This is a genomic window from Streptacidiphilus sp. MAP12-16 (assembly GCF_041262165.1).
Taxonomy (GTDB): domain Bacteria; phylum Actinomycetota; class Actinomycetes; order Streptomycetales; family Streptomycetaceae; genus Streptacidiphilus.
The window spans coordinates 302,952-326,910 of the sequence record NZ_JBGCBY010000001.1; the positions used below are offsets into that span (position 1 = coordinate 302,952).

At 70.1% G+C, this 23,959-nt stretch carries 25 protein-coding genes and 4 tRNA genes; 24 read left to right on the forward strand and 5 right to left on the reverse strand.

All coding sequences use genetic code 11. From position 1 onward, the window contains the following. The first annotated feature begins 78 nt into the window (after positions 1 to 78). The 8 genes from ABIA33_RS01340 (at position 79) to ABIA33_RS01375 (ending at position 8,508) form a co-directional block, all read left to right on the forward strand. Complete coding sequence (locus ABIA33_RS01340) at positions 79 to 651, forward strand: 4Fe-4S binding protein (RefSeq protein ID WP_370076236.1); 573 nt, start codon at positions 79 to 81, stop codon at positions 649 to 651. After that, on the forward strand, positions 648 to 1,202 hold the full coding sequence (locus tag ABIA33_RS01345) for an NADH-quinone oxidoreductase subunit J (protein WP_370075965.1): 555 nt from the start codon (positions 648 to 650) through the stop codon (positions 1,200 to 1,202). Before ABIA33_RS01340 ends, ABIA33_RS01345 begins: the two co-directional genes overlap by 4 nt. A gap of 5 nt (positions 1,203 to 1,207) precedes the next feature. Further along, positions 1,208 to 1,624, forward strand: a complete 417-nt coding sequence (nuoK, locus tag ABIA33_RS01350; RefSeq protein ID WP_370075967.1) for an NADH-quinone oxidoreductase subunit NuoK — start codon at positions 1,208 to 1,210, stop codon at positions 1,622 to 1,624. Continuing rightward, positions 1,621 to 3,714, forward strand: a complete 2,094-nt coding sequence (locus tag ABIA33_RS01355; protein WP_370075969.1) for an NADH-quinone oxidoreductase subunit L — start codon at positions 1,621 to 1,623, stop codon at positions 3,712 to 3,714. Before nuoK ends, ABIA33_RS01355 begins: the two co-directional genes overlap by 4 nt. 85 nt (positions 3,715 to 3,799) lie before the next feature. Further along, positions 3,800 to 5,404 carry a NuoM family protein gene (locus ABIA33_RS01360; RefSeq protein WP_370075971.1) on the forward strand — a complete coding sequence of 535 codons (1,605 nt, stop codon included), beginning with the start codon at positions 3,800 to 3,802 and terminating at the stop codon, positions 5,402 to 5,404. Between the two features lie 3 nt (positions 5,405 to 5,407). Further along, the gene (locus tag ABIA33_RS01365; RefSeq protein ID WP_370075973.1) at positions 5,408 to 6,952 is read left to right on the forward strand and encodes an NADH-quinone oxidoreductase subunit N; all 1,545 of its coding nucleotides are present in this window, start codon (positions 5,408 to 5,410) and stop codon (positions 6,950 to 6,952) included. A gap of 175 nt (positions 6,953 to 7,127) precedes the next feature. Further along, the gene (gene htpX, locus ABIA33_RS01370; RefSeq protein ID WP_370075975.1) at positions 7,128 to 7,988 is read left to right on the forward strand and encodes a zinc metalloprotease HtpX; all 861 of its coding nucleotides are present in this window, start codon (positions 7,128 to 7,130) and stop codon (positions 7,986 to 7,988) included. 118 nt (positions 7,989 to 8,106) lie between these two features. Further along, complete coding sequence (locus ABIA33_RS01375) at positions 8,107 to 8,508, forward strand: YccF domain-containing protein (protein WP_370075977.1); 402 nt, start codon at positions 8,107 to 8,109, stop codon at positions 8,506 to 8,508. Here the strand turns inward: ABIA33_RS01375 and ABIA33_RS01380 are convergent. Then, complete coding sequence (locus tag ABIA33_RS01380) at positions 8,453 to 8,944, reverse strand: DUF3995 domain-containing protein (protein ID WP_370075978.1); 492 nt, start codon at positions 8,942 to 8,944, stop codon at positions 8,453 to 8,455. The two genes, ABIA33_RS01375 and ABIA33_RS01380, sit on opposite strands and share 56 nt — an antisense overlap. Positions 8,945 to 9,137: 193 nt before the next feature. Here ABIA33_RS01380 and ABIA33_RS01385 point away from each other — a divergent pair, with 193 nt between their 5' ends. Both ABIA33_RS01385 and ABIA33_RS01390 read left to right on the forward strand, forming a co-directional pair. Then, positions 9,138 to 9,641, forward strand: a complete 504-nt coding sequence (locus ABIA33_RS01385; protein ID WP_370075980.1) for an RNA polymerase sigma factor — start codon at positions 9,138 to 9,140, stop codon at positions 9,639 to 9,641. Continuing rightward, positions 9,638 to 10,099 (forward strand): hypothetical protein, encoded by a 462-nt coding sequence (locus tag ABIA33_RS01390; RefSeq protein WP_370075982.1) that lies wholly within the window; start codon positions 9,638 to 9,640, stop codon positions 10,097 to 10,099. The genes ABIA33_RS01385 and ABIA33_RS01390 overlap by 4 nt, the downstream gene beginning before the upstream one ends. Before the next feature lie 127 nt (positions 10,100 to 10,226). Here ABIA33_RS01390 and ABIA33_RS01395 read toward each other — a convergent pair whose 3' ends face one another. Continuing rightward, positions 10,227 to 10,715: a YajQ family cyclic di-GMP-binding protein gene (locus ABIA33_RS01395; RefSeq protein WP_370075984.1), complete on the reverse strand. Its 489-nt coding sequence runs from the start codon at positions 10,713 to 10,715 to the stop codon at positions 10,227 to 10,229. 216 nt (positions 10,716 to 10,931) lie between these two features. Between ABIA33_RS01395 and ABIA33_RS01400 the strand changes: the two genes are divergently transcribed. The 3 genes from ABIA33_RS01400 (at position 10,932) to ABIA33_RS01410 (ending at position 12,949) form a co-directional block, all read left to right on the forward strand. Next, positions 10,932 to 11,013, forward strand: a tRNA-Tyr gene (locus tag ABIA33_RS01400). A 167-nt stretch (positions 11,014 to 11,180) separates the two neighbouring features. Beyond that, the gene (locus tag ABIA33_RS01405; protein ID WP_370075986.1) at positions 11,181 to 12,272 is read left to right on the forward strand and encodes a Gfo/Idh/MocA family protein; all 1,092 of its coding nucleotides are present in this window, start codon (positions 11,181 to 11,183) and stop codon (positions 12,270 to 12,272) included. Positions 12,273 to 12,439: 167 nt separating this feature from the next. After that, the gene (locus ABIA33_RS01410; RefSeq protein ID WP_370075988.1) at positions 12,440 to 12,949 is read left to right on the forward strand and encodes a GNAT family N-acetyltransferase; all 510 of its coding nucleotides are present in this window, start codon (positions 12,440 to 12,442) and stop codon (positions 12,947 to 12,949) included. A 51-nt stretch (positions 12,950 to 13,000) separates the two neighbouring features. Here the strand turns inward: ABIA33_RS01410 and ABIA33_RS01415 are convergent, their stop codons facing one another. Beyond that, on the reverse strand, positions 13,001 to 14,353 hold the full coding sequence (locus ABIA33_RS01415; RefSeq protein ID WP_370075990.1) for a hydrolase: 1,353 nt from the start codon (positions 14,351 to 14,353) through the stop codon (positions 13,001 to 13,003). A gap of 333 nt (positions 14,354 to 14,686) precedes the next feature. On the opposite strand from ABIA33_RS01415, the gene ABIA33_RS01420 reads away from it, so the two are divergent. From ABIA33_RS01420 to ABIA33_RS01455, 8 genes are all read left to right on the forward strand, one after another. Beyond that, a tRNA-Thr gene (locus tag ABIA33_RS01420) sits at positions 14,687 to 14,759 on the forward strand. 43 nt (positions 14,760 to 14,802) lie between these two features. Continuing rightward, positions 14,803 to 14,878, forward strand: a tRNA-Met gene (locus ABIA33_RS01425). Between the two features lie 90 nt (positions 14,879 to 14,968). Then, complete coding sequence (rpmG, locus tag ABIA33_RS01430; protein ID WP_004571794.1) at positions 14,969 to 15,133, forward strand: 50S ribosomal protein L33; 165 nt, start codon at positions 14,969 to 14,971, stop codon at positions 15,131 to 15,133. 191 nt (positions 15,134 to 15,324) lie between these two features. After that, a complete protein-coding gene (locus ABIA33_RS01435; RefSeq protein ID WP_370075992.1) occupies positions 15,325 to 15,777 on the forward strand; it encodes a MaoC family dehydratase N-terminal domain-containing protein in 453 nt (150 codons plus the stop codon). A 2-nt stretch (positions 15,778 to 15,779) separates the two neighbouring features. Beyond that, entirely contained in the window at positions 15,780 to 16,208 is a 429-nt protein-coding gene (locus tag ABIA33_RS01440; protein ID WP_370075994.1) for a MaoC family dehydratase, read from the forward strand. A 115-nt stretch (positions 16,209 to 16,323) separates the two neighbouring features. After that, a complete protein-coding gene (locus ABIA33_RS01445; RefSeq protein ID WP_370075996.1) occupies positions 16,324 to 16,884 on the forward strand; it encodes a TetR/AcrR family transcriptional regulator in 561 nt (186 codons plus the stop codon). A 108-nt stretch (positions 16,885 to 16,992) separates the two neighbouring features. Beyond that, positions 16,993 to 18,417: a DHA2 family efflux MFS transporter permease subunit gene (locus tag ABIA33_RS01450; RefSeq protein ID WP_370075998.1), complete on the forward strand. Its 1,425-nt coding sequence runs from the start codon at positions 16,993 to 16,995 to the stop codon at positions 18,415 to 18,417. An 82-nt stretch (positions 18,418 to 18,499) separates the two neighbouring features. Further along, on the forward strand, positions 18,500 to 19,558 hold the full coding sequence (locus ABIA33_RS01455) for a UDP-N-acetylmuramate dehydrogenase (protein ID WP_370076000.1): 1,059 nt from the start codon (positions 18,500 to 18,502) through the stop codon (positions 19,556 to 19,558). A gap of 62 nt (positions 19,559 to 19,620) precedes the next feature. Here ABIA33_RS01455 and ABIA33_RS01460 read toward each other — a convergent pair whose 3' ends face one another. Both ABIA33_RS01460 and ABIA33_RS01465 read right to left on the reverse strand, forming a co-directional pair. Then, positions 19,621 to 20,634, reverse strand: coding sequence for an adenosine deaminase (locus ABIA33_RS01460; protein WP_370076002.1), 1,014 nt, complete (start codon positions 20,632 to 20,634; stop codon positions 19,621 to 19,623). Between the two features lie 156 nt (positions 20,635 to 20,790). After that, on the reverse strand, positions 20,791 to 22,038 hold the full coding sequence (locus ABIA33_RS01465) for a pyridoxal phosphate-dependent aminotransferase (RefSeq protein ID WP_370076004.1): 1,248 nt from the start codon (positions 22,036 to 22,038) through the stop codon (positions 20,791 to 20,793). 256 nt (positions 22,039 to 22,294) lie between these two features. Here ABIA33_RS01465 and ABIA33_RS01470 point away from each other — a divergent pair. From ABIA33_RS01470 to nusG, 3 genes are all read left to right on the forward strand, one after another. Beyond that, a tRNA-Trp gene (locus ABIA33_RS01470) sits at positions 22,295 to 22,367 on the forward strand. A gap of 107 nt (positions 22,368 to 22,474) precedes the next feature. Beyond that, entirely contained in the window at positions 22,475 to 22,807 is a 333-nt protein-coding gene (gene secE / locus ABIA33_RS01475) for a preprotein translocase subunit SecE (RefSeq protein WP_370076006.1), read from the forward strand. Between the two features lie 197 nt (positions 22,808 to 23,004). Then, entirely contained in the window at positions 23,005 to 23,904 is a 900-nt protein-coding gene (gene nusG, locus ABIA33_RS01480; protein WP_370076008.1) for a transcription termination/antitermination protein NusG, read from the forward strand. Positions 23,905 to 23,959: the final 55 nt, after the last annotated feature.

The window sequence follows — 23,959 nt, forward strand, 5'->3', positions numbered from 1 at the left end:
CACTCCGCCAGGACAGGCTCCTCCGGCGGCTTTCCCGGTCGCGGCCTGGCCAAGGGCCTCGCCGTCACCCTGCGCACGATGACCAGGCGCACCGTCACCGACCAGTACCCGAATGTCCAGCCCGAGCTGCCGCCGCGTTCCCGGGGCGTCATCGCGCTGCTGGAGGAGAACTGCACGGTGTGCATGCTCTGCGCCCGCGAGTGCCCCGACTGGTGCATCTACATCGACTCGCACAAGGAGACGCTTCCGGCGGTCGAACCCAACGCCCGGGCCCGTACCCGCAACGTGCTCGACCGCTTCGCCATCGACTTCTCGCTGTGCATGTACTGCGGCATCTGCATCGAGGTCTGCCCCTTCGACGCCCTGTTCTGGTCGCCTGAGTTCGAGTACTCCGAGACGGACATCCTCGACCTCACCCACGAGCGGGACCGGCTCCGCGAGTGGATGTGGACGGTCCCCGCGCCGCCCGCGCTGGACCCCTCCGCGGAGGAGCCCAAGGAGATCGCCGCCTCCCGGAAGGCCGCGGACAAGCTCGCCGCCGCCGATGCTGCCGCTGCCGCCGAGGCCGCCGCCGCCAAGGCCGCTGCCGCCGAGGCCACCGAGGCCGCTGAAGCCGCCCACCCGGCTCCCGGAGAGGAGTCGGCTCCGTGACCGCCTTCCCGTCGCTGTCCTCCGCGGGCCACTCCTTCCTCTCGCCCACCGGCGTCGAGATCGTCTTCGTCCTGGTCGGCCTGGGCGTGCTCGGCGCCGCCCTGCTCACCGTCACCACCAAGCAACTGGTCCACGCCGCCCTGTGGTTGGTGGTGGCCCTCGGCGGCCTCGCCCTGGAGTACCTGCTCCTCACCGCCGAGTTCATCGCCTGGGTGCAGGTGCTGATCTACCTCGGCTCGGTCGTCGTCCTCCTCCTCTTCGGCCTGATGCTCACCAAGGCCCCCATCGGTCGCTCGCCCGACGCCGACTCGGGCAACCGCTGGGTCGCCCTCGGCGTCGCCGCCACCGCCGCCGCGACCCTGGTCACCCTGGTCGTGGACGCCTTCCGCAGCACCTGGATGGACCTCGCAGCGGGCAACGGAAGCACCAAGGCCAACGGCACGGTGCTGTTCCGCTACTGGGTCCTGCCGTTCGAGGCACTGTCCGTGCTGTTGCTCGCCGCTCTCGTCGGAGCCGTCGTCATCTCTCGCCGTCACCGAGAGGAACCCTGAGCCGGATGCATCTCGCCTACCCCGCCGTCCTGGCAGCCCTGCTGTTCTGCGTCGGCCTCTACGGAGTGCTCGCGCGGCGCAACTCCGTACTCGTGCTGATGTCCGTCGAGCTGATGCTCAACGCGGTCAACCTCAACTTGGTGGCCTTCGACGTCTGGCTGCGCGACACCCTCCACGCCGGCCAGGCGCTCACCCTCTTCACCATCACCATCGCCGCCGCCGAGATCGGTCTCGGTCTGGCCATCGTCCTCATGGTGTTCCGCACCCAGGGCACCGCCGACATCGACCGGCTCCGCGAGCTGTCGGACCGACCCGGCCCGCCCGGTTCCGGCGGTAGCGACAGCATGGCATCGACCACCGACAATCCCTCCGCCGATCCCGCCTCGGCGGAGACCTCCCAGGGGAAGGCCACCGTCGCATGACCCTCGCCCTGGCGGTGCTCGTCCCGCTTCTCCCCTTCCTCGGTGCCCTGGCCGGACTTGCGGCAGGCCGCCGCGCGCCTGGTCTGGTCCGGCCGCTGGCCGTGCTGCCGACCCTCGCTGCGGCCGCCCTCGCCGTCGCGGTGGCGTGCGAACTCGGCACCGGACGGCACCTGGACGCGGCCACCCGGCTCACCCCGACCGGCGGCATCCCCATCGACCTCGCCCTGCACCTCGACGGGCTCTCGACCCTCCTTGCGGTGCTCGTCGGGGTCGTCGCCAGTTGCGTGCAGATCTACTCCACCTCCTATCTGCGCGAGGACCCGCGCTACCCCTCCTACGCCGCACTGGTCTCGCTGTTCACCGCCGCGATGTTCCTGGTCCTCTACTCCGGCGACCTGATCGTCCTGCTCGTCGGCTGGGAGATCATGGGCATCTGCTCGTACTTCCTCGTCGGCCACCACTGGGAGCGGGAAGACGCCCGCTCCGCCTCCATCAAGGCGTTCCTGGTCACCAAGCTCGGCGACATCCCTTTCCTGTTCGGCATCTTCGTGCTCGCCGGTGACGCCGGAACCTTCCGGATCAGCGGTGTCCTCAACGCCGCCGCCGACGGGCAGTTGCACCACCCCACGCTCGCCGCACTGCTGCTGCTCGGCGGCGTCGCCGGCAAGTCCGCACAGTTCCCGCTGCACAGCTGGCTCCCGGACGCCATGGCGGGCCCCACCCCGGTGTCCGCGCTCATCCACGCCGCGACGATGGTCGCCGCCGGCATCTACCTGATCGCCCGGCTGCTGCCGGTGTTCCTCCTCTCCTCCGCAGCTCTGGTCGTGCTCGCGGTGATGGCAGCCGTGACCATGGTCGGCTCCTCCCTCTGCGCCCTCGCCCAGGACGACATCAAGCGCGTCCTCGCGTACTCCACCGTTGGCCAGCTCGGCTACATGGCCGGAGCCCTCGCCGCAGGCGACCGAGACGCCGCCGTCTTCCACCTGCTCAGCCACGGCGTCTTCAAGGCCCTGCTCTTCCTCGCCGCAGGCGTCGTCATCCACGCCGCGCACACCAACTCGCTCACCGCCATGTCCCGGATGCGCGGCCTGCGCAGCCGAGTCCCCGACGCCTACTGGACCATGACGATCGGCCTGCTCGCTCTCGCCGGCATCCCGCCCTTCTCCGGGTTCTTCAGCAAGGAGTCGATCCTCACCGCCGCCGAGCACGCCGCCCACGGCGACGCCCTCACCGGCGGACTCGGCCCCTCGAGCGCCGTACCCACCTCCGTCGGCTGGATCGTCCTCGTCGCCGGGCTGCTCACCGCCCTCCTCACCGCCATGTACGCCACCCGCCTGTGGCTGCTGGCCTTCCGGCCGCCGATGCCGCGCGGCGCCGCCGCGTACCGCTCGCGGGACGTCGACGAACCCCGCGCCATGCGCTGGCCGCTGTGGCTCCTCGCCATCCCCGCCGTCGCCTTCGGACTCACCGGCCTCCACACCAACTGGCTCCCCTCCTTCCTCGACGGAACCTCACTGACGCCCTCGGGCACCACCGCCGTCCTCGGCATCTGCGTCGCCCTCGCCGGTGTGCTCGTCTGCTACGTCGCCTGGCGGCACGCCACCACGCTCGTTGCCGACGCCCGCACTGCCCCGTCGGCCCGCGCCGCCCACGAACTCGACGACGCGACCCGGCCCATCGGCACGGCAGCCGAGCCGACGCAGGTGACCGCCGATCTCTCCACCGTCCCCGGTCGCAGCCTGGACCAGGCCCTCGCCGACGCCGACACGGCGGCCCACACCGCCGAGACCGACCACGCGCCCGACCCGGCCCGCCTCCTCCTCGGACCCCTGCTCGGCCCAGCGACCAACGGCTTCGGCCTCGACCGCCTCTATGCCGCACTCGTCGTCCGCCCCTTCCTCGGCGCGGCAAGCCTCGTCCGCTTCCTCGACCGCGAGGTCATCGAGACCTACCTGGCCGGTGCCACCGGAGCGCCCCGGCTTCTGGGCGCCGCGGTCCGCCGCGCCCAGAACGGCAACGCCCAGACCTACCTGAGCGCCCTCCTGGCCGGAGCCGTCGTCCTCGCCGTCCTCGTGGCGGTGGCGCAGTGACAGCCTCCGTGACAGGTTCCGTGGCAGCTCCCGTGACACGCCGTCAGCACGACCACCCCCGCTCCGGCCGCCCGGAGGCCACCCGATGAACGCCGTCCTCATCGCCCTGCTCCTGCTGCCCCTGGTCGGCGCCGCAGCCACCCTCGTACCCGGCCTCTTCGGCCCGAACGAGCAGACCGCAGGCCGCCGCGCGCTGTACCTGGGCGTCGCCGTCACCGGAGGCACCCTCCTCCTCGCCATCGCGCTCGCCGCCGGGTTCGACCGAGGGCACTCCGCCCGGACACAGGCCGTCACCGACGTGCGCTGGATCCCGGCCCTCAACGTGCGCCTGCACCTCGGCGTGGACGGCATCTCCCTGCCGCTGCTCCTCCTCACGGCACTGCTCACCTTCCTCTGCGCGGTCTACTCCGTCCGCAGGCTCCCCGACGGCCCCGACGTCCCCGGACCTCGCGGCTACACCGGTCTGCTGCTGCTCCTCGAAACCGGCATGCTCGGCACCTTCGCCGTGCTCGACCTGCTGCTGTTCTTCCTGGCCTTCGAGGTCGTGCTCATCCCCATGTACTTCCTCATCGCCCGCTGGGGCGGCGAGAACCGGGGCCCGGCCGCATCCCGCTTCATCCTCTATACCCTCCTCGGCTCCGCGATCATGCTGTTGGGCTTCCTGCTGCTCGGGCTCGACGCAGGCACCTTCGACATGACGGCGCTCGCCCAGCGCCACGGCAGCGGGCTCTCGCACACCACGCAGATCCTCGTCGTCCTCGCCATCGGCCTCGGACTCGCTGTCAAGGCGCCGATGTGGCCGTTCCACAGCTGGCTCCCCGACGCGCACACGGCCGCCCCCACCACCACCGGCTCCGTCCTGCTGGCCGGCGTGCTGCTGAAGATGGGCACCTACGGCTTCGTCCGGATCCTGCTTCCCTCCGCGCCGGAAGGTATGACGACCCTCGCGCCCTACCTGGCGGCTTTCGCAGTCGTCGGCATCATCTACGGTTCCCTCGCCTGCCTCGCCCTCGTTCGACCAGGTGCGAAGGGCGACCTCAAGCGCCTGATCGCCTACTCCTCCGTCGGCCACATGGGCTTCGTCCTGCTCGGCATCGCGACGCTCACCCCCGTCGGAGTCAACGGCGCGCTCTTCGCCAACATCGCGCACGGCCTCATCACCGGCCTCCTCTTCTTCCTGGTCGGCGCCATCAAGGACCGCTACGGCAGCGCCGACCTCGACCGTCTCGCCGGAGCCGGAGCCGGAGCCGGAGCCGGAGCCGGAACCGGCGCGGCCCTGTACGGACGCGCCCCCCGCCTCGGCGGGCTCCTCGCCTTCGCCGCCGTCGCCAGCCTCGGCCTTCCCGGACTCGCCGGTTTCTGGGGTGAACTCCTCGCCATGTTCGGCTCCTTCCAGCCCGCCGCTGGGCTCTCCCGCCCCGCCTACCTGGTCTTCATGGCCTTCGCCGGCCTCGGCACGCTACTCACGGCCGCATACCTGCTGAGCGTCGTCCGCCGGGTCTGCATGGGAGACCCGGGAGATCCCAGGGCGAGCGCCGAACCCACCACGCCACGCTTCGCCGACGTCCAGACCTACGAGTTCGCAGCCTGGACCCCTCTCGTCGCCCTCACTCTTGTCGCCGGGCTCTGGCCGGCCGTGCTCCTCGGCCTCAGCATCCCCGCCGTCAGGGCACTCCTCGGAGGCAGCTGAGCCATGACCGATCTCGCTGTCGCCGCGGCAGGTTCGCTCATCCAGTCCATCGACTGGAGGGCCATCGCCCCGCCGCTCACCACTGCCGTCGTCGGCCTCGGCGTGCTGGTCGCCGATCTCTTCCTGCCGGCGCGGCGTAAGCCGCTCCTCGGCTGGGTCTCCGTCGCGGGCCTGGTCCTGGCGCTGCTCTCGCTGCTGCCACTGCGCCACGGCGCCCGGGCGACCTTCTGCTTCAGCACCGTAGCGGGTGCCACTGACAACTCCGCCTGCTCCTACGTCGCCGACCGCTTCGCCGTGCTCTTCCAACTGCTCGTGCTCGGCGGTGCGCTGCTCGTCGCACTGATCTCGGTTCACACCGTGGAGAAGAACAGGCTGCCCTCCGGCGAGTACTGGTTCCTGCTGCTCAGCTCCGCTGCAGGTGCCGCGCTGCTGCCCGCGTCGCGGGACCTGGCGACCCTGGTGGTGGCGCTCGAAGTCACTTCGCTCCCGGCGTTCGCCCTGGTCGGTCTGCGCCGGGACGGCAGAGGCGGCGAGGCCGCGTTGAAGTTCTTCCTCTCCTCGGTCGCGGCCACCGCCGTCATGCTGCTCGGCGTCAGCTTCGTCTATGCGGCCACCGGCAGCCTGCAGCTGACCCGCATCGCCGCCGCGCTGCCGGGCGTTCCCGGCCAGCTCAAGACCCTTGCCCTGGTCGGTGCGGTGCTCACCCTGGTCGGCTTCGCCTTCAAGATCGCCGCCGTGCCGTTCCACTTCTGGGTGCCCGACACCTACGCCGGCGCGCCCATCGCGGTGGCCGCCTACCTCTCCGTCGTCAGCAAGGCTGCCGGACTCTCCGGCCTGGCGCTGGTCGCTGTGGTCGGTTTTCATCCGTACGGACGAACCTGGGGCCTCGCCCTCGCCGTCCTCGCTGCGCTGACCATGACGCTCGGAAACGCCGCGGCGCTGCGCCAGCGCTCCGACGCCCCGTACAGCGCCGTGCGCCTGCTGGCCTGGTCCTCCATCGCCCAGGCCGGGTACCTGCTGGTCCCCATCGCCGCAGCGGGCTACGGCAGCGCGAACGGCAGCGATCCCCTCGGCGCGACCCTGGCGTACGCGCTGATCTACGGTGTGGTCAACCTCGGCGCCTTCGCGGTCGTCAGCCTGGTCGCCGGTCGCATCGACGACTATCGCGGTATGTTCGCGGCCCGCCCGGCAACCGCCCTGGCCATGGCGTTCTTCCTGCTCTCCCTGGCGGGCCTGCCGCCAGGCGTGATCGGCCTCTTCGGCAAAGTCGTGGTCTTCCGTGCCGCCGTCGACGCCCACCTCGGCTGGCTGGCCGTGGTCATGGCACTGAACGTCGTCGTCGCGCTGTACTACTACCTGGCCTGGACGGCGAAGCTGTTCCTGCCGGCCGCAGCAACCGAGGACGCCTCAGGCGCCCGCCGGGTCCGCAGCCTCCCGCTCCCGCTCCCGCTCGCCGTGTGCCTGGGCCTCGCCGCCGTCCTCGGCGTGGTCCTCTCCGTCGCGCCGCAACTCGTGCTGCAGGTCGCAAGCGGTTCCCTCTTCGGCTGAGGAGGGCACATCCTGGGCGGTCGCCCGGGAGGTACGTGGGCCCTCGGTCGCGTTTGCGCGCCCCCGCTCAGCAGGGCACAAGGGAACCAGGGCATCCGCCTCGGCCGTTGAACCGGCGAGTAGACACAAGGGCTGTGAAGAAGACGCCCCTCATCGCACGTCTTGGAGGGCACCCGTGCACCGCCGGCACAACGGTCTGAAAACCGCCGCGCTCCTCGGCGGCCTCTCGGCGCTGATCATCCTGATCGGCGGCTTCTGGGGGCGTACGGGTCTTCTGATCGGGCTGGTGGTGGCCCTGGCTACAAACGGGTTCGCGTACTGGAACAGCGACAAGCTCGCCCTGCGCGCGATGCGGGCCCGCCCGGTCAGCGAGATCGAGGCACCGTGGCTGTACCGGATCGTGCGCGAGCTCTCCACATCCGCCCGGCAGCCGATGCCCCGCCTCTACATCTCCCCGACCGAGGCCCCCAACGCCTTCGCCACCGGCCGAAACCCGCGCAACGCCGCCGTCTGCTGCACCCAGGGCATTCTCGGAATCCTCGACGAGCGGGAACTGCGTGGAGTCCTCGGCCACGAGCTGTCGCATGTCTACAACCGGGACATCCTCATCTCCTCCGTGGCCGGAGCGCTCGCCTCGGCGGTGCTGTTCCTGGTCAACTTCGCCTGGTTGATCCCGGTCGGCCGGGACGACGACGACGGTCCGGGGCTGGTCGGACTGCTGTTGATGATGATCCTCGGCCCGATCGCCGCAAGCATGATCCAACTTGCGGTCAGCCGCTCCCGCGAGTACCAGGCGGACGCCTCCGGGGCCCAGCTGACGGGCGATCCGCTGGCGCTGGCGAGCGCCCTGCGCAAGCTGGACGAGGGCACCAGAAGGCTGCCCCTGCCTCCGGAGCCGCAGCTCCAGACCGCCAGTCACATGATGATCGTCAATCCGTTCCGTCCCGGCAGCGCGGGCGGCCGGCTGTTCTCCACCCACCCGCCCATGGCGGAGCGCATCGCCCGGCTGGAGCAGATGGCCGGGTACCTCAGGTAGGACCCGTCGGGTAGGACCCGGAGCCGCCGCCGGCAAGGCATCGGGACTGCTCGTCACCCACACTGATGAGAGGCGGCGCTCCACCGCCGTCCGGAGAGGCGTAGGAGGCTTGCAGGCCATGAAGATGATGAACCTCGTCCTGAACGTCATTTGGGTGCTCTTCTGCGGCTTCTGGATGGCCGTCGGCTACGCCATCGCCGGCATCATCTGCTGTGTGTTGATCATCACCATTCCGTTCGGCATCGCGGCCTTTCGCATCGCCGGGTACGTGCTGTGGCCGTTCGGGCGCACCACGCGTGAGCGGGCCGACGCCGGGCCGGCGTCCTTCGTCGGCAACGTCATCTGGGTGATCGTCGCCGGCCTGTGGCTCGCGATCGGGCATCTGGTCACCAGCGTCCCGCTGTTCCTGTCGATCATCGGGATCCCGTTCGGATGGGCGAACCTGAAGATGATCCCGATCTCGCTCATGCCGCTGGGCCGCGAGATCGTCTCCACGGAGCAGAAGTTCGGAACCTTCTGATCGTTTCCACGCCGGCGGCGTCACCGCGGGCCACCGACAGGGCGAGCGGTGCGAGGGTCAGGCACGCGGGCGTGTAGGCCAGCAGGTTCAGCCAGTAGAAGGGGCTGCTGGTGTCCGCCCCGAATCCCGTGATCCACACCAGTCCCGCCGCTCCGCGGACGGCCAGGCCGCCCGCGACGGCCGCGCTGACCAGAGCCGCAGGCCGCCCACCGCGCCCGTTCGCCCGTGCCAGGAGCAGCGTGGCCCCGGTGAGCAGTAGTCCCGCGATCGGCAGCAGCACCGGTGGCGTGAACTTCCCGTCGAGGTTCAGCACGGCCTGCGAGAGCGACTGCTGCGACGCCGCCGGCCAGGTCGCCCCCGTGGTCCAGTAGAGATGGATCGCGGCGTCGACCGTGAGCACGGTCGCCACGACGACACCCTTGGTGTGTGTCCTCATCAGTTCCTCCAGGAAGCGGGCACGCGGACTCGTCCAGGAGGAGTCCGCGATGCGACCGGACGTTCCATCGGACTCGCAGCGGACGACCCGGAGAACTCTTCGGACCGGAGGGAACCTTTGGCCGCGGTGCCCCCTCCTGTAGGTGTGACCCGGATCCGGAAAACGCCCGACGGCCGTGTGCCGGGAGGCGGGTATGGCGACTGACGACCTCCCAGGCCTGGTGCGGAGAGCCCAGCGGGGCGACACCATGGCGATGAGCGAACTGCTGGCCCGGTTGACCCCGTACGTCACCCGGGTCTGCGGCCCGATCGCGCTTGCGGACGGTGCCGACGCCGCGCAGGAGACGCTGATCTCGGTCTTTCGGAACCTTCGTTCGCTGCAGGACCCGGCAGCCTGCTACGGCTGGGTACGTTCGATCGCGGTCCGCGAGTCGGTACGGCTCGCCAAGCGGTCGGCGCGCAGCACGCCCATGGACGAGTTCGACCACCTGCCCTCCCGCGCCGATGTGGAACAGGCTGCGGACATCCGCGACGTCCTGGCCCGGCTGACCCCCGAGCACCGGGCGGTGATCGTGCTGCGCGATCTGGAGGGGCTCGAGGAGAACCAGGCGGCCGAACTGCTCGCCCTTCCCGTCGGCACGGTCAAGTCCCGGCTGCACCGGGCCCGTGACAACTTCCGGAAGGCGTGGAGCGCATGAGCACATCCTGGCCTGTGGCCGAGTTCGACCCGGTGCGCCGCCTGCGGGTACTCGCCGCAGGCATCGCCGGTGCCCGGGTCGCCGAACAGGTCATCCATGCGCCGTTTGAACAGGTCTGGGCGATCGTCAGCGACCTGGAGCACGAACTCGGCACCTTCGAGGCTGATATGCGTCAGGTCACCGTGCGGCGTGTCGGCGACGGCGTCGAGGCGTACGCACGGGGCCGACTGGGTCTCCGGGCCCGCTTCGACGTGGACCTCGGACCTGGCTGGTGCTGGATGCAGAGCCGCTTCCTCATGATCGGAGTCGCGGCCGCCCCCGTCCCCGAAGGCACGCTGGTCGCCGCGACCGGCGGGCTGCGCGTTCCCGGCCGGGCGGCACTGATCCCGATCGGAGTCGGGACCACGAACAGACGCGCCCTCCGCCGCCTCGCCGCCCGAATCGCCCGTCCGGCCTAGAACGGCCCCCGCTCTTCGATCGCTCAGACCTCGCCCGGCCCTCGCCCGGCCGCTTCGGCGGGCCGAGGGACGGCCTGTGCAGCTGACCCTGCACAGGCCGAGACCCGTCGCCCGTCTCCCTGGCGGGTCAGCGGTAGTTGACGAACTGGACTGCGAAGTCGAGGTCCTTGCCCTTCACCAGCGTCTGGACGGCCTGGAGGTCGTCCCGGCTCTTGGAGGTGACGCGCAGTTCGTCACCCTGGACCTGGGCCTTCACGCCCTTGGGGCCCTCATCGCGGATGATCTTGGCGACCTTCTTGGCGTTCTCCTGGGAGATGCCCTCCTCGATGGTGGCGAAGATCTTGTACTCCTTGCCGGAGAGCTGCGGCTCGGCGGCGTCCAGGGCCTTCAGCGAGATGCCCCGCTTGACCAGCTTGGTCTGGAAGACGTCCAGGACCGCGTTGACCCGCTCCTCGGAGTTGGCCCGCATCTCGATCTTGTCGCCGGACCACTCGATCGAGGCGCCGACGTTCTTGAAGTCGAAGCGGGTGGCCAACTCGCGGGAAGCCTGGTTCAGCGCGTTGTCGACCTCCTGCCGCTCGACCTTCGAGACGATGTCGAAACTGGAGTCGGCCATGATCAGTGAGTCTCCTTGAGGGTGCTACGACACGGATGGCGTCGGCGACCCCGGTACGGGGTCGCTGCCGATCCAGCCTAGCCATCGCGGGCCACCTGCGCCGTCCCCCTGGCATCCCGCCGGCGTCCTTCTCGGTCCGATCAATCGAGTGGCGGAGCACCCCCTGCGATCAGGTATTGTTTACGACGTCGAACGGGAGACCGCGAGACGATCCCTGGCGGGTTGCCCGAGCGGCCAAAGGGAGCAGACTGTAAATCTGCCGGCTATGCCTACGTTGGTTCGAACCCAACACCCGCCACGGTCAGCCGAACGGCCCTGTGACCAGCACCAACGGTCCAGGGCCGTTCGCATGTCCGCTGCCGTGACTCACCGTCATCCGCAGGCGCTTCCGCGTCCTGCCCAGGGCCCCGGACACTGCGGTCTGCACGGGGTGACAGGTCGGACGAGATTCTGCGAGAGTTGACCATGACTTCGGCTTCGACTTTCGGTGTTGTCGGCAGCGGCTGGCGCGCAGAGTTCTTCGTCCGCCTGGCCGGCCTGCTGCCGGACCGCCTGACCCTGGTGGGCGCTGCGGTCCGGCGCTCCGAGAAGGTCGAGGAGGTCGGTCGGCGGTGGAAGGTCCCGGTGTACCTCACGCCGCAGGACCTGGTGAGGCATCAGCGACCCGACTTCGTCATCAGCAGTGTGCCGTGGTCCGCCAACGCGGAAGTGGTTACCGCCTTGGTCGAGGCGGGTGCACGTGTGCTCAGCGAGACGCCGCCCGCGCCCGACGCGGATGGGTTGCGGCGGCTGTGGGAGTGCGTGGGCGGCGCCCGGGTCCAGGTGGCCGAGCAGTACCTGCTGATGCCGGGCCATGCCGCCCGCCGGGTCCTGGTCGAGCGCGGCGTCATCGGGCAACCCACCAGCGTGCAGGTCTCCTCAACGCACATGTACCACGCGGTGTCGATGATCCGTGGGTTGCTGGGCGTCGGCCTCGGCCCGGTGACCGTCTCGGCCACGCGGTTCCGTGCCCCGCTGGTCGACCCCCTCAACCGGGACGGCTGGACGGGCGATGACACTCCGACAGACGCGGCGACGACGATCGCCACCCTGGACTTCGGCGGGGCCTCGGGCCTGTACGACTTCACAGACAACCAGTGGCACAACCAGCTGCGGCTGCGGCGGATCCTGATCCGGGGAAGCCGCGGCGAGATAGCCGACGACACGGTGGTACGGCTGGCAGCAGAGCGCACCATCACCAGGTCGGCGCTGGTGCGCTCGCAGCTCGGGTACGACCTCAACCTGGACGGGTACGACACCGAGCACATCTCCTTCGAGGGCGGCGTCGTGTACCGCAATCCCTTTCTCGGCCTGCGACTCATGGACGAGGAGATCGCAATCGCGTCCTTGCTGACCGCGACCGGGGCCTGGGCCCGGGAGGAGGGACCGGAGCCCTACCCGCTGGCCGAGGCGTGCCAGGACCACCTGATCGCTCTCGCGGTGGAGGAGTCGGTGCTCAAGACCACCTCGGTGCGGACCGGCACCGAACCCTGGCACAGCCCGGAATCACGCACGTAGCAGTTGGTGCAGCGGTTCCGCTGCTCACGATGTCCAGAGAGTGCAGAGTGGGGCAGGCATGTGCCCGGGAGCCCCTGATCGGGCCCGGTTGTCGCAGGACCGTGGTAGAAAGCCAGTCAACCGGTGGGGGAGCACGGGAGGCTCAACGGAGGGGACAGGGGGCGCATATGGGCGAGACAGTGGCTGTACGTGAGGCCACGAGCAGCGACGTCGACGAAGCGGTCGCGCTGTGGACGCATTCGCATGTCGTCCGGCGCAATGGCAGGCCGCTGCCGGAGGCTCATATCGACTCTGCCCACCAGCGGATGGCAGCTCCCGGCGTCTTACTGCTGCTCGCTCACGAGACCGCGCGCGAACCGGGCCTGATCGGCACGATCATCGGAGTCCAGGGCTGCGAACAGGACGGGACCGGGACACCGATCCCGGGGCTGCTCCACATATCGCTGCTCAGCGTGGCGCCGGACAGGTGGGGTCAGCACGTCGGACGGCTGCTGGTCGAGGAGATGCTCGCCCGTGCCCCGGACCGTGGTTTCGATCAGGCTCAACTGTGGACCCATGCAGATAATCTGAGGGCCAACCGGCTCTACAAGGCGATGGCTTTCCGGCGGAGCGGCCGGGTCAGAGTCGATGACTGGGGCGAGCTCCTGGTCCACTACCGTCGCGGGTTGACGGTCTGAGGCCCCAGGGCCACTGCGCGGGCCGTCCCGCACGCCGACGCGGCCGACGGCTCAATCCGGACAGAGCGGACCGCTCCGCCCCTGCCGAGGCACCGCCGGGACGGTCGCCTCGGCGAACTCCCGGACTGCGCTCGTCCTGCTGACGACCCGTCCGCCGCGCAGCACCACCCTGCTGTGTCCCGCGGACAGCACACCCCGCAGGCAGTCTCCCCGTACCGCCAGGATGTCGGCGGGGAATCCGGCTGCGACCTGGACGGCGGGCAGGCCCAGCGCCGCCCTGGCCGTGCCGCTGACCGTCTCGTAGGCCGCCGTCTGGTCCAGCTCGCCCGACGCGGCGAGCAGGAAAGCCGCCTCCAGGGGGTCCACCCGACCCACCGGGTTGGCTGCGTCCCGCAGCGCCCCGCTTCCCGCCGCGATCCGCACCCCGCCCGTCCGGAGCAGTCGCACCGGCACCGGCCAGGCGGTCCTCCCTGCGCCCGGCGGTGACTGGGAGCCCCCAACGGCGCGCACGCCCGCGCCCGTCCCGACCTCCGCACCCAGGCCAACGCCCACGCCAACGCACGCGCCCGCGCCGACGCACGCCCAGCTCTGCGGCAGCGCTACCACGAACACCCCGGCGGAGGCGAGCAGTTCAACGGAGCGTCCGGCCACCTCGGGGGGCATCAGGCCGAGTGCGGCGCACGGTCCGATCACGGCCCCGGGGCGCAGCGGGCCCAACGCCGAGGCGAGCCGGGCGAGGCGCACCGGATCGGCGGCCTGCGTGTGCAGGTCGACCGGGCGGCGCCACTCCTCGGCAAGCGCGACGACCGCGGCCACATGCCCGTCCGGATCGGGATCGAGATCGGGACGGCCGCCGACCGCGTGCGCGCCCATCGCCAGTGACTCCCGGAGCACCGCTCGCCCGTCCGCGCCCGCGACACCGGCGAGCAGCCCCGGGAGGGCCACCACCTGAAGCTCCATCAAACCGTGCAGCGCCCGCGCCGCCTGGAGCGCGGCGGTGACTGCGGTGAGCCCGTGCCCGCCGCCGACGCGTACGTGCGTTCGCTGGACCGTCGCCCCGTAGCCGAGACCGCAGAGCGCAGCCTCGGTGATACGGCGCTGCAGGGACTCCAGGCACCGTCGACCGCCGCCGTTCCCGCCGGTGCCTGCCGGCGCGCATCCCGGAGTCGCGGTGAACGCCTCGTCCAGGTGGGCGTGGGCCTCGACCGGCGCCGGAAGGAGCAGGTATCCGGTGAGGTCCAGTCGTTCCGGGGCAGTGAGGCTGCCGGCGGTGCCGACCGCCTCGATCCGCTCGCCGCTGATGCGCACGTCCACCACGCGCCCGTCGGGCAGTCGGGCCCCGGACAGCAGCAGTGGCGGTCCGCCGGGCACTGTCTGGCCGCCTTGGAGCGCGTCGGCGGGCATGGGCTGCTCCTTCCCGCCGTGGTGCGGCTCTGCGCGCGACGCCCGGCCGGGGGCGCTCAAGATCGCTGAAGGGAGCCTAGGGCGAAGCCACCGGTGCACCAGGGGAGGCGCGTGCGGCGAGCGGCGGGGCGCATAAGTCGTACCGGGCCGGGGCGTCTTGGCGGCGGTCGGCCGCACCCGTCGGCGCGATTCCGGAACGAACGTCTGAGCTGCGCTGCAACGCCAGGGCGGGGTGGGTGACCGGGCCTGAACCCCGTGCGCCGACTGGGATTCGGCGGGGCGGAAACGGATTTCACGGATCGGCCGGGGAGCGTGTAATGTCTTCCTCGGCCAGCCCCTATAGCTCAGTCGGTAGAGCGTCTCCATGGTAAGGAGAAGGTCTGCGGTTCGATTCCGCATGGGGGCTCGGATGAGAGGGTGCCCCGCTTCGGCGGGGCCCTGATCGTCGTGGCGGTGTAGCTCAGTTGGTAGAGCAAGCGGCTCATAATCGCTGTGTCACCGGTTCAAGTCCGGTCACCGCTACCATGCCAGTTTGTAGCCGATTGTAGGGTCATCCTCCCGGTCGGCTACTCTTGTCTGTGTTCATAACGTTGTCTGTCTGAGGAAGGCACTCCTGTGGCCGCCACTGATGTCCGCCCGAAGATCACGCTGGCCTGCGTGGAGTGCAAGGAGCGGAACTACATCACCAAGAAGAACCGGCGTAACGACCCGGACCGTCTTGAGATGAAGAAGCACTGCCCCCGTTGCAACGCGCACACCGCGCACCGCGAGACCCGCTGAGCTCTGCGTTCCCACGCAGGGCCGGTGTTCTCCACCAGGCCATAGGTGAAGGCCGTCCCCATTCGTGGGGGCGGCCTTCACCGCGTTCCCGGCCGCCCCCGGCCGTTCTCGCCCGCCGCCCTCCCCGCCTGTCGTGTCGTCCCTGCCCCCCGAAGCCCTTTCGAGTGCTTCTGACCAGTGAGGAGCTGCCCATGCCGCTGGATCCCTCCTTCATCGGACGGACGTATCCGCCGACCACGCCGTACGAGGTCGGACGCGAGAAGATCCGCGAGTTCGCGGAGGCCGTCGGTGACGCCAATCCCGCGTACCTGGACGCCGATGCCGCCAAGGCGCTCGGCCACCCCGATGTGATCGCCCCGCCGACCTTCCCGTTTGTGATCACCTACCGCGCAGCGGCGCAGGTCGTGAACGATCCCGAGCTCGGCCTGGACTTCTCCCGGGTGGTCCACGGCGACCAGCGGTTCGTCTACTCCCGCCCGGTCCGGGCCGGAGACCGGCTCTCGGTCACCTGCGTCATCGAATCGATCAAGTCGCTGGCCGGCAACGACGTCCTCTCGGTGCGTGGCGAGGTCCACGAGGAGAGCGGCGAGCACGTGGTGACCGCCCACATGATGCTGGTGGCCCGCGCCGCCGAGGGGGAGTGACTATGTCCGCGAACGTGAACTACGACCAGGTCGAGGTCGGCGCCGAGCTTCCGGCCCAGTCCTTCCCGGTGACTCGGGCCACGCTGGTCCAGTACGCCGGAGCCTCGGGCGACTTCAATCCGATCCACTGGAACGAGAGCTTCGCCACAGCGGTCGGACTCCCCGACGTGATCGGCCACGGCATGTTCACCATGGCCGAGGCCATCCGGGTGGTCACCGACTGGCTCGGCGACCCGGGCGCGGTCGTGGAGTACGGCGTGCGGTTCACCAAGCCCGTCGTCGTTCCCAATGACGCCATCGGCGCGCTGATCGAGGTCTCCGCGAAGGTCGCAGCCAAGCTGGACGACCGCCGGGTGCGGGTGGACCTGGTGGCGACCAGCGCCGGGCAGAAGGTTCTGGGTATGGCCAAGGCCGTCGTGCAGCTCTCCTGAGCAGGCGACCAAACCGGTGCCCGGCGGCGGAGCTCGCAGCCGGGCACCGGACCGTCCGAAGTCGTCCTGGGTGGCCCCTTGACGAAGTTAGTAATCAACCACTAACTTTCTACTCATGGCGAAGACGAGCATCAGGATGAGCGCGGAGGAGCGGCGCGAGAGCGTCATCCGAGCTTCCATGATCGAGTTTGCCCAGCGCGGCTACAACGGCACCTCCACTCAGGCCATCGCGACCCGGGTCGGCGTCTCGCAGCCGTATCTGTTCCGGCTGTTCCCCAGTAAGAGGGCCCTCTTCGAGGCCGCGGTGCGCCGCTGCATGGAGGAGGTCCGGGATGCCTTCCTCGAGGCGTCCGACGGCCTGGAGGGCGAGGCGGCGAGGGATGCCATGGGCCACGCCTACTTGGACCTGGTCGCCGACCGCAGCCGGCTGATGATGCAGATGCAGATGTACGTCTCCACCGCCGCCGCCGAGGCGGCGGGGGAGGTCGAGGTGGGTGAGGCGGTACGGGAGCTGTGGACCGAACTCTGGGACTCGGTCACCGCCCGCGCCGGGATGAGCCCGGAGGAGGCGCGCGACTTCTTCGCGCAAGGAATGCTGATCAACGCAATGGTCGCCATGGGCTTCCCGCCGGAGCACCGCCTGTGGCAGGGGTTCAACTTCGAGGACGGTTGCTGATCGGTCCGCCCGGGCTGTTCGGCAGTGGCACTCCTATGCCCGCAAAAGTTATTGATCCATAACTAACCATGGTTCCCCCGTCGGGGGACTTCATCCAAGGGAACCGACATGCGTTCGAGAAACCCAGCAGTCTGGGCCTTCGTCATCACCAGCACCGCCGGATTCATGGCAGCGCTCGACAACCTCGTCGTCACCACCGCCCTCCCCTCGATCCGTGCCCACCTCGGCGGCGGAATCACCGACCTCGAGTGGACCGTCAACGCCTACACCCTCACCTTCGCCGTGCTGCTGATGCTCGGTGCCGCGCTCGGTGACCGCTTCGGCCGCCGCCGCGTGTTCATCATCGGCCTGGCTCTCTTCACCCTCTCCTCGCTCGGCGCCGCACTCGCCCCCGGTATCGGGGCGCTCATCGCCGCCCGGGCCGCCCAGGGGGTGGGGGCCGCGCTGCTCGCCCCGGTCAGTCTGACCCTGCTCACCTCCGCCGTCCCAGCCGCCAAGCGCGGCCTGGCCTTCGGCGCCTGGGGTGCGGTGAACGGCATGGCCATCGCCATGGGACCGCTGATCGGCGGCACCATCGTCGAGCACCTCTCCTGGCAGTGGATCTTCGCCCTGAACGTTCCCATCGGTCTGGCCCTGCTGCCGCTCGCCCGGCTCCGCCTGACCGAGAGTCACGGACCGAACAGCCGCCTGGACATCCCCGGTACCGCCCTCGCCAGCGCGGGCCTCTTCGGAATCGTCTACGCCCTGATCCGCGGCAACTCCGACGGGTGGACCAGCGGCACCGTCCTCACCGGGCTCGTCACCGGCGCGGCGCTGCTGGTCGGCTTCGTCGTCTGGGAGCTGCGAACGGGCGCCCCGCTGCTGCCCATGCGCCTCTTCCGCAACCGCGCCTTCGCCGCGGTCAACACGGCCTCGATGCTGATGTCCCTGGGCATGTTCGGGTCCATCTTCCTGCTGAGCCAGTTCCTGCAGAATGCCCAGGGCTACAGCCCGATGGAGGCCGGCGTCCGGATGCTGCCGTGGACGGCCATGCCCATGGTCGTCGCTCCCATCGCAGGGGCGCTGTCGGACCGGATCGGCGGACGGATCATCATCGCCACCGGCCTCGCCCTGCAGGCCGCCGGCCTGGTCTGGTTCGCCCTGATCGTGACCGCCCACGTGAGCTACGGGGCGCAGATCCCCGCGCTGGTCCTGTCGGGCACCGGCATGGCGCTCTTCTTCGCCCCGGTCACCACGGTGCTGATGGGTTCGGTCAAGCCCGAGGAACAGGGCATAGCGTCCGGCGCCAACAACGCCCTCCGCGAGATCGGCGGAGCCCTCGGGGTCGCCGTCCTCACCTCGGTCTTCACGGCCCACGGCGACTACAGCAGTGCCCAGCGCTTCGCCGACGGACTGACGCCCGCGCTGTGGGTCGGCGCGGCGGCCATCGGCGCCGCGACCGTCGCCAGCCTGATCGTCCCCAGGTGGAAGCGAACCCGCGACGGCGCGGCGACCACCGCGGAGGTGGCCCCTTCGCTCTCCGCCGTCGCCTGACCGCACGCGTGTGCCCTGCTCACCCCCCACCGAACCAGGGGGACGAGCAGGGCACACGCGTGCGCCCCCTTAGTCTTGGAGCGTGCAGGAACTCCAGGACGCCCCTCTCGCCCCGCTGACCACCTTCCGCCTCGGCGGACCCGCGCGCAGGCTGGTGACCGCCACCACTGACGCCGAGATCGTCGAGACCGTGCGGAGCGCGGACCGGTCCGGCGAGCCGCTGCTGATCATCGGCGGCGGCAGCAATCTGGTGATCGGTGACAAGGGCTTCGACGGCACCGCGCTGCATATCGCCACCCGCGGCTACACCCTCGACGGCACCAGGCTGGACGCAGCCGCCGGAGAGGTCTGGACGGACCTGGTCGGTGAGACGGTCCTGCGCCACGGACTCGCGGGGATCGAGTTCCTGGCCGGCATCCCGGGCTCCGTCGGGGCGACTCCCGTGCAGAACGTCGGCGCCTACGGCCAGGAGGTCGCCTCCAGCATCACGGAGGTCGTCGCGTACGACCGCAGGACCGAGCGGACGGTGACCCTGAGCAACGCCGACTGCGCCTTCTCCTACCGGCACAGCACCTTCAAGGCGGAACCCGACCGCTATGTGGTCCTGCACGTCCGCTTCGCACTCGAGGACGCTCAGGGCCGGTCCACCCCGGTCCGGTACGCCGAGACCGCCCAGCGGCTCGGCGTCGACCAGGGGCAGCCCGCGGACCTGCGGGAGGCGCGGGCGGCGGTCCTGGCGCTGCGGGCCGGCAAGGGCATGGTCCTGGACCCGGAGGACCACGACACCTGGTCGGCAGGCTCCTTCTTCACCAACCCGGTCCTCAGTGCCGAACAGTTCGCTGCGTTCCTCGACCGGGTGCGCGACCGGCTCGGTCCCGAGGCCGTTCCTCCGGCCTTCCCGGCCGCCGACGGCAGCACCAAGACCTCGGCGGCGTGGCTGATCGACAGGTCGGGCTTCAGCAAGGGCTACGGCACCGGACCGGCACGTCTCTCCACCAAGCACACGCTGGCCCTCACCAATCGGGGCGGGGCCACCACCGACGACCTTCTCGCCCTCGCCCGCGACGTACGGGACGGCGTCCACGCCGCCTTCGGCGTGTGGCTCGTCAACGAGCCCGTGCTCGTCGGCGTCGAGCTCTGACGGCCAGGCCGTAAGCCGGCTCTGCTGCAGAGCCGGCTCCAGCGCCGCGGAGCAGCGCAAGCTCAGCTGACCAGCCAGGCGTCGATCCCCGCGAGCAGCCGGGCTCGTACGTCCTCCGGCGCGCGCGAGCCGCGCACCGACTGCCGGGCCAGCTCTGCCAGTTCGGCATCGGTGAAGCCATGCACCTCACGCGCCAACTGATACTGCGCGGCCAGCCGGGAGCCGAACAGCAACGGGTCGTCCGCGCCCAACGCCAGCGGCACTCCTGCCTCGAACAGGGTGCGCAGCGGCACGTCCTCCGGTTTCTCGTACACGCCCAGGGCGACGTTGGACGCCGGGCACACCTCGCACGTGATCTGACGGTCCGCCAGTCTCTGCATCAGGCGCGGATCCTCGGCCGCCCGTACGCCGTGGCCGACCCGCCCCGCGCCCAGGTCGTCCACGCAGTCCCTGACACTGGTCGGCCCGGCCAGCTCGCCGCCGTGCGGAGCCGCGAGCAGCCCGCCCTCCCGGGCGATGGCGAAGGCCCGGTCGAAGTCCCGCGCCATCCCGCGCCGCTCGTCGTTGGACAGGCCGAAACCGACCACGCCCCGGTCCGCGTAGCGGACCGCCAGTCTGGCCAGCGTCCGCGCGTCCAGCGGGTGCTTCATCCGGTTCGCGGCGACCAGAACCCTGATCCCGACACCAGTCGCCCGGGAGGCGTCGTCGACCACGCTCAGGACCAGCTCCAGCGCGGGGATCAGCCCGCCCAGCCTGGGGGCGTAGGAGGTCGGATCGACCTGGATCTCCAGCCAGCCGCTGCCGTCCGCCCGCTCGTCCTCGGCGGCCTCGAGCACCAGTCGTCGGATGTCGTCCTCGTCGCGCAGCACCGATCGCGCCATGTCGTAGAGCCGCTGGAAGCGGAACCAGCCGCGTTCGTCGGTCGCCCGGAGCTTGGGCGGTTCGCCGGAGCTCAGTGCCTCGGGCAGGTGCACTCCGTGCTTGTCGGCGAGCTCCAGCAGCGTGGCGGGACGCATGGAGCCGGTGAAGTGCAGGTGCAGGTGCGCCTTGGGCAGGAGGCGGACATCACGTTCCATCCGCAGATCTTCGCGTATTCAGCCTGATGGGGGAAAACTACGAGGTCAAGACCCTCGATCGAGTGAACCGGACGCTCGGAACCGCTCCGCGGAAAGGCCTGCCGCCCCGGCCGGAGCCGGGACAGCGGGCCTGATCCAAGCCTGGCCGGCCGTGCGTCAGTCCTGCGCCTCGCCGAGCAGCTTCTGCAGCCGCGAGACACCTTCGGCCAGGTCCTCGTCCCCCAGCGCGTAGGACAGCCGCAGATACCCGGGCGTCCCGAACGCCTCGCCCGGCACGACCGCCACCTCGGCCTCGTCCAGGATCAGCGAGGCCAGCTCCGCCGAGGTCTGCGGGCGCTTGCCCCGGATCTCCTTGCCCAGCAGCTCCTTCACCGAGGGGTACGCGTAGAACGCGCCCTCCGGCTCCGGGCAAACCACGCCGGGGATCTCGTTCAGCATCCGCACGATGGTGCGCCGACGCCGGTCGAACGCGACCCGCATCTCGTGCACCGCCGCCAGGTCGCCCGACACCGCTGCCAGCGCCGCCACCTGCGCGACGTTGCTGACGTTGGACGTCGCGTGCGACTGCAGGTTCGTCGCCGCCTTGATCACGTCCTGCGGGCCGATCACCCACCCGACGCGCCACCCGGTCATCGCGTACGTCTTCGCCACGCCGTTGACGACGATGCACTTGCCGACCAGCTCCGGCACGGCCACGGGCAGCGACACGAACTCCGCGTCCCCGTACACCAGGTGCTCGTAGATCTCGTCAGTCAGCACCCACAGCCCGTGCTCGGCCGCCCAGCGGCCGACGGCCTCGACCTCGGCGCGGGTGTAGACGGCGCCGGTCGGGTTGGAGGGCGAGACGAACAGCAGCACCTTGGTCTGCTCGGTGCGTGCGGCCTCCAACTGCTCCACCGAGACCTTGTAGCCGATGGTCTCGTCGGCCACGACCTCGACCGCGACACCGCCCGCGAGCTGGATCGACTCGGGGTAGGTGGTCCAGTACGGAGCGGGGACGATGACCTCGTCGCCCGGGTCGAGGATCGCGGCGAAGGCCTCGTAGATGGCCTGCTTGCCACCGTTGGTCACCAGCACCTGGGAGGCGTCGACGGCCCAGCCGGAGTCCCGCAGCGTCTTCGCCGCGATGGCCGCCTTCAGCTCGGGGAGCCCGCCCGCAGGCGTGTAGCGGTGGTTCTTGGGGTCGCGGCAGGCGGCGACGGCCGCGTCCACGATGTAGTCGGGCGTCGGGAAGTCGGGCTCGCCGGCGCCGAAGCCGATCACCGGACGCCCGGCGGCCTTGAGGGCCTTGGCCTTTGCGTCGACGGCGAGGGTCGCGGACTCCGCGATCGCGCCGATGCGGGCTGAGACCCGACGGTCGGCGGGACGGATGCTGGTGTCAGGGGTGGGGGAGGCAGCGCTCATACCTGCATCGTCCCAGACGCCACCCCGGTCGGGCATCGTTGTTTCACTGCTCGAACGCCCTACCGCCCGGTCACCGCCCGGACCTTCGAGGGGGAGCCGCAGATCAGAGAGCATCCAACTCATTCGACCAATCACGGTTCCACCCCCTACACTCAACCCTCGATGGACCCGGCCGACGGCTCGGGGCCTGCGCACACCGCGCAGTCACCCGGATGCGGTAGGTTGGGGCACGCGAATCCGGCCCGCCCGGATTCAAAGGGTCGTAGCTCAATTGGTAGAGCACCGGTCTCCAAAACCGGCGGTTGGGGGTTCAAGTCCCTCCGGCCCTGCTGTCCGCTCTGTTGCCATCACGGAACAGGCGGTACCCTCAGCAGTGCATTTACGAGCTCGCAACATTGCGAGTCTCGACAGGTACCCGATTTCAGGTGAGGGACGAGTGACGGAGACCGTGGGCTCCACCGCGACACCTGATCGTGGTAACGCGGAGGACGAACAGGGCGAGGCCCTGTCGCGCCGCGACCGCAAGCGCGCCAACAAGGCGGCTGGCAAGGACGGCAAGAAGAAGCGCGGCGACCGGCCGAACATCTTCGCCCGTACTGCCCTTTTCTACCGGCAGATCATCGCCGAGCTGCGCAAGGTCGTGTGGCCCAGCCGCAACGACCTGACCACGTACACGACGGTCGTGATCGTCTTCGTCGTGGTGATCATGGCACTGGTCTACGGTCTGGACACGGGCTTCTCCCAGCTCGCCAAGGTCGTCTTCGGCTGACGCCGGCACCTCCGCAGAATCTCTCGGTGCAGCGCCCCGCGTTGTGCCGCACCTTCGCGGGACAATACTGTCCGGGCGCTCCGCTACCGTTGTGTCGGTATCGTTGAGTATCCGAGCCGTCCGCAGCCAAGCCCTGCTTCTCCCTGTGGACGGTCCGGAACCGTCCCACCTTTCATCTCCAGGAAGAAGCAGCCAACGTGTCTGAGTCCCACCTGTACGACGCCGCGCAGGCCCCCGAGGCTGACGAAGCCGTCGAGTCGGCCGACGCTGCGGAGCAGGACGCGTCTGCGTGGGCCGAGGCCGACGACTCCGCCGAGCAGATCATCGACAACGTCGATAGTGACGCCGACGAGGTCGAGGCTGCCGACGACGCCGACGGGCTCTCCGCCGAGGAAGAGGCGATGAGCGTGGTCACCTCCGAGGAGTCCGAGGCCCTCGAGGCCAGCGAAGGAGCCGAGGCCGAGGCCACCGCGGAGGACGAGGTCGAGATCGACCCGATTGTCGCCTTCCGTGAGGAGCTGCGCATCGCTCCCGGCGAGTGGTACGTCATCCACACCTACGCCGGTTACGAGAACCGGGTGAAGTCCAACCTGGAGCAGCGCGCCGTCTCGCTCAACGTCGAGGACTACATCTACCAGGCCGAGGTGCCCCAGGAAGAGGTCGTCCAGATCAAGAACGGCGACCGCAAGACCATCCGCCAGAACAAGCTCCCCGGCTACGTGCTGGTGCGCATGGACCTGACGAACGAGTCCTGGGGCGTCGTCCGCAACACTCCCGGTGTCACCGGCTTCGTCGGCAACGCCTACGACCCGTACCCGCTGACGCTGGACGAGGTCGTCAAGATGCTCGCCCCGGATGTCGAGCGCGCCGCGGCCAAGGAGGCCGGCCGGCCGTCCAACGTCCGTCCGTCCGAGGTCCAGGTCCTGGACTTCGAGGTCGGGGACTCGGTCACCGTCACCGACGGCCCGTTCGCCACGCTCCAGGCGACGATCAACGAGATCAACCCGGACTCCAAGAAGGTCAAGGGCCTGGTCGAGATCTTCGGCCGGGAGACCCCGGTCGAGCTCTCCTTCGACCAGATCGCCAAGAACGACTGACGTCCGGCACCGCGTCATCCGAGGGCCCCGCACCGCTTCGCCGGTACGGGGCCCT

Excerpts from the sequence above, each read along its gene's own strand:
- ABIA33_RS01340 (WP_370076236.1), top strand. The coding sequence starts at position 79 with ATGACCAGGCGCACCGTCACCGACCAGTACCCGAATGTCCAGCCCGAG.
- nuoK (WP_370075967.1), top strand. The coding sequence starts at position 1,208 with ATGCATCTCGCCTACCCCGCCGTCCTGGCAGCCCTGCTGTTCTGCGTC.
- ABIA33_RS01355 (WP_370075969.1), top strand. The coding sequence starts at position 1,621 with ATGACCCTCGCCCTGGCGGTGCTCGTCCCGCTTCTCCCCTTCCTCGGT.
- ABIA33_RS01360 (WP_370075971.1), top strand. The coding sequence starts at position 3,800 with ATGAACGCCGTCCTCATCGCCCTGCTCCTGCTGCCCCTGGTCGGCGCC.
- ABIA33_RS01365 (WP_370075973.1), top strand. The coding sequence starts at position 5,408 with ATGACCGATCTCGCTGTCGCCGCGGCAGGTTCGCTCATCCAGTCCATC.
- ABIA33_RS01375 (WP_370075977.1), top strand. The coding sequence starts at position 8,107 with ATGAAGATGATGAACCTCGTCCTGAACGTCATTTGGGTGCTCTTCTGC.
- ABIA33_RS01380 (WP_370075978.1), bottom strand. The coding sequence starts at position 8,944 with ATGAGGACACACACCAAGGGTGTCGTCGTGGCGACCGTGCTCACGGTC.
- ABIA33_RS01385 (WP_370075980.1), top strand. The coding sequence starts at position 9,138 with ATGGCGACTGACGACCTCCCAGGCCTGGTGCGGAGAGCCCAGCGGGGC.
- ABIA33_RS01390 (WP_370075982.1), top strand. The coding sequence starts at position 9,638 with ATGAGCACATCCTGGCCTGTGGCCGAGTTCGACCCGGTGCGCCGCCTG.
- ABIA33_RS01395 (WP_370075984.1), bottom strand. The coding sequence starts at position 10,715 with ATGGCCGACTCCAGTTTCGACATCGTCTCGAAGGTCGAGCGGCAGGAG.
- ABIA33_RS01405 (WP_370075986.1), top strand. The coding sequence starts at position 11,181 with ATGACTTCGGCTTCGACTTTCGGTGTTGTCGGCAGCGGCTGGCGCGCA.
- ABIA33_RS01410 (WP_370075988.1), top strand. The coding sequence starts at position 12,440 with ATGGGCGAGACAGTGGCTGTACGTGAGGCCACGAGCAGCGACGTCGAC.
- ABIA33_RS01415 (WP_370075990.1), bottom strand. The coding sequence starts at position 14,353 with ATGCCCGCCGACGCGCTCCAAGGCGGCCAGACAGTGCCCGGCGGACCG.
- ABIA33_RS01435 (WP_370075992.1), top strand. The coding sequence starts at position 15,325 with ATGCCGCTGGATCCCTCCTTCATCGGACGGACGTATCCGCCGACCACG.
- ABIA33_RS01440 (WP_370075994.1), top strand. The coding sequence starts at position 15,780 with ATGTCCGCGAACGTGAACTACGACCAGGTCGAGGTCGGCGCCGAGCTT.
- ABIA33_RS01445 (WP_370075996.1), top strand. The coding sequence starts at position 16,324 with ATGGCGAAGACGAGCATCAGGATGAGCGCGGAGGAGCGGCGCGAGAGC.
- ABIA33_RS01450 (WP_370075998.1), top strand. The coding sequence starts at position 16,993 with ATGCGTTCGAGAAACCCAGCAGTCTGGGCCTTCGTCATCACCAGCACC.
- ABIA33_RS01460 (WP_370076002.1), bottom strand. The coding sequence starts at position 20,634 with ATGGAACGTGATGTCCGCCTCCTGCCCAAGGCGCACCTGCACCTGCAC.
- ABIA33_RS01465 (WP_370076004.1), bottom strand. The coding sequence starts at position 22,038 with ATGAGCGCTGCCTCCCCCACCCCTGACACCAGCATCCGTCCCGCCGAC.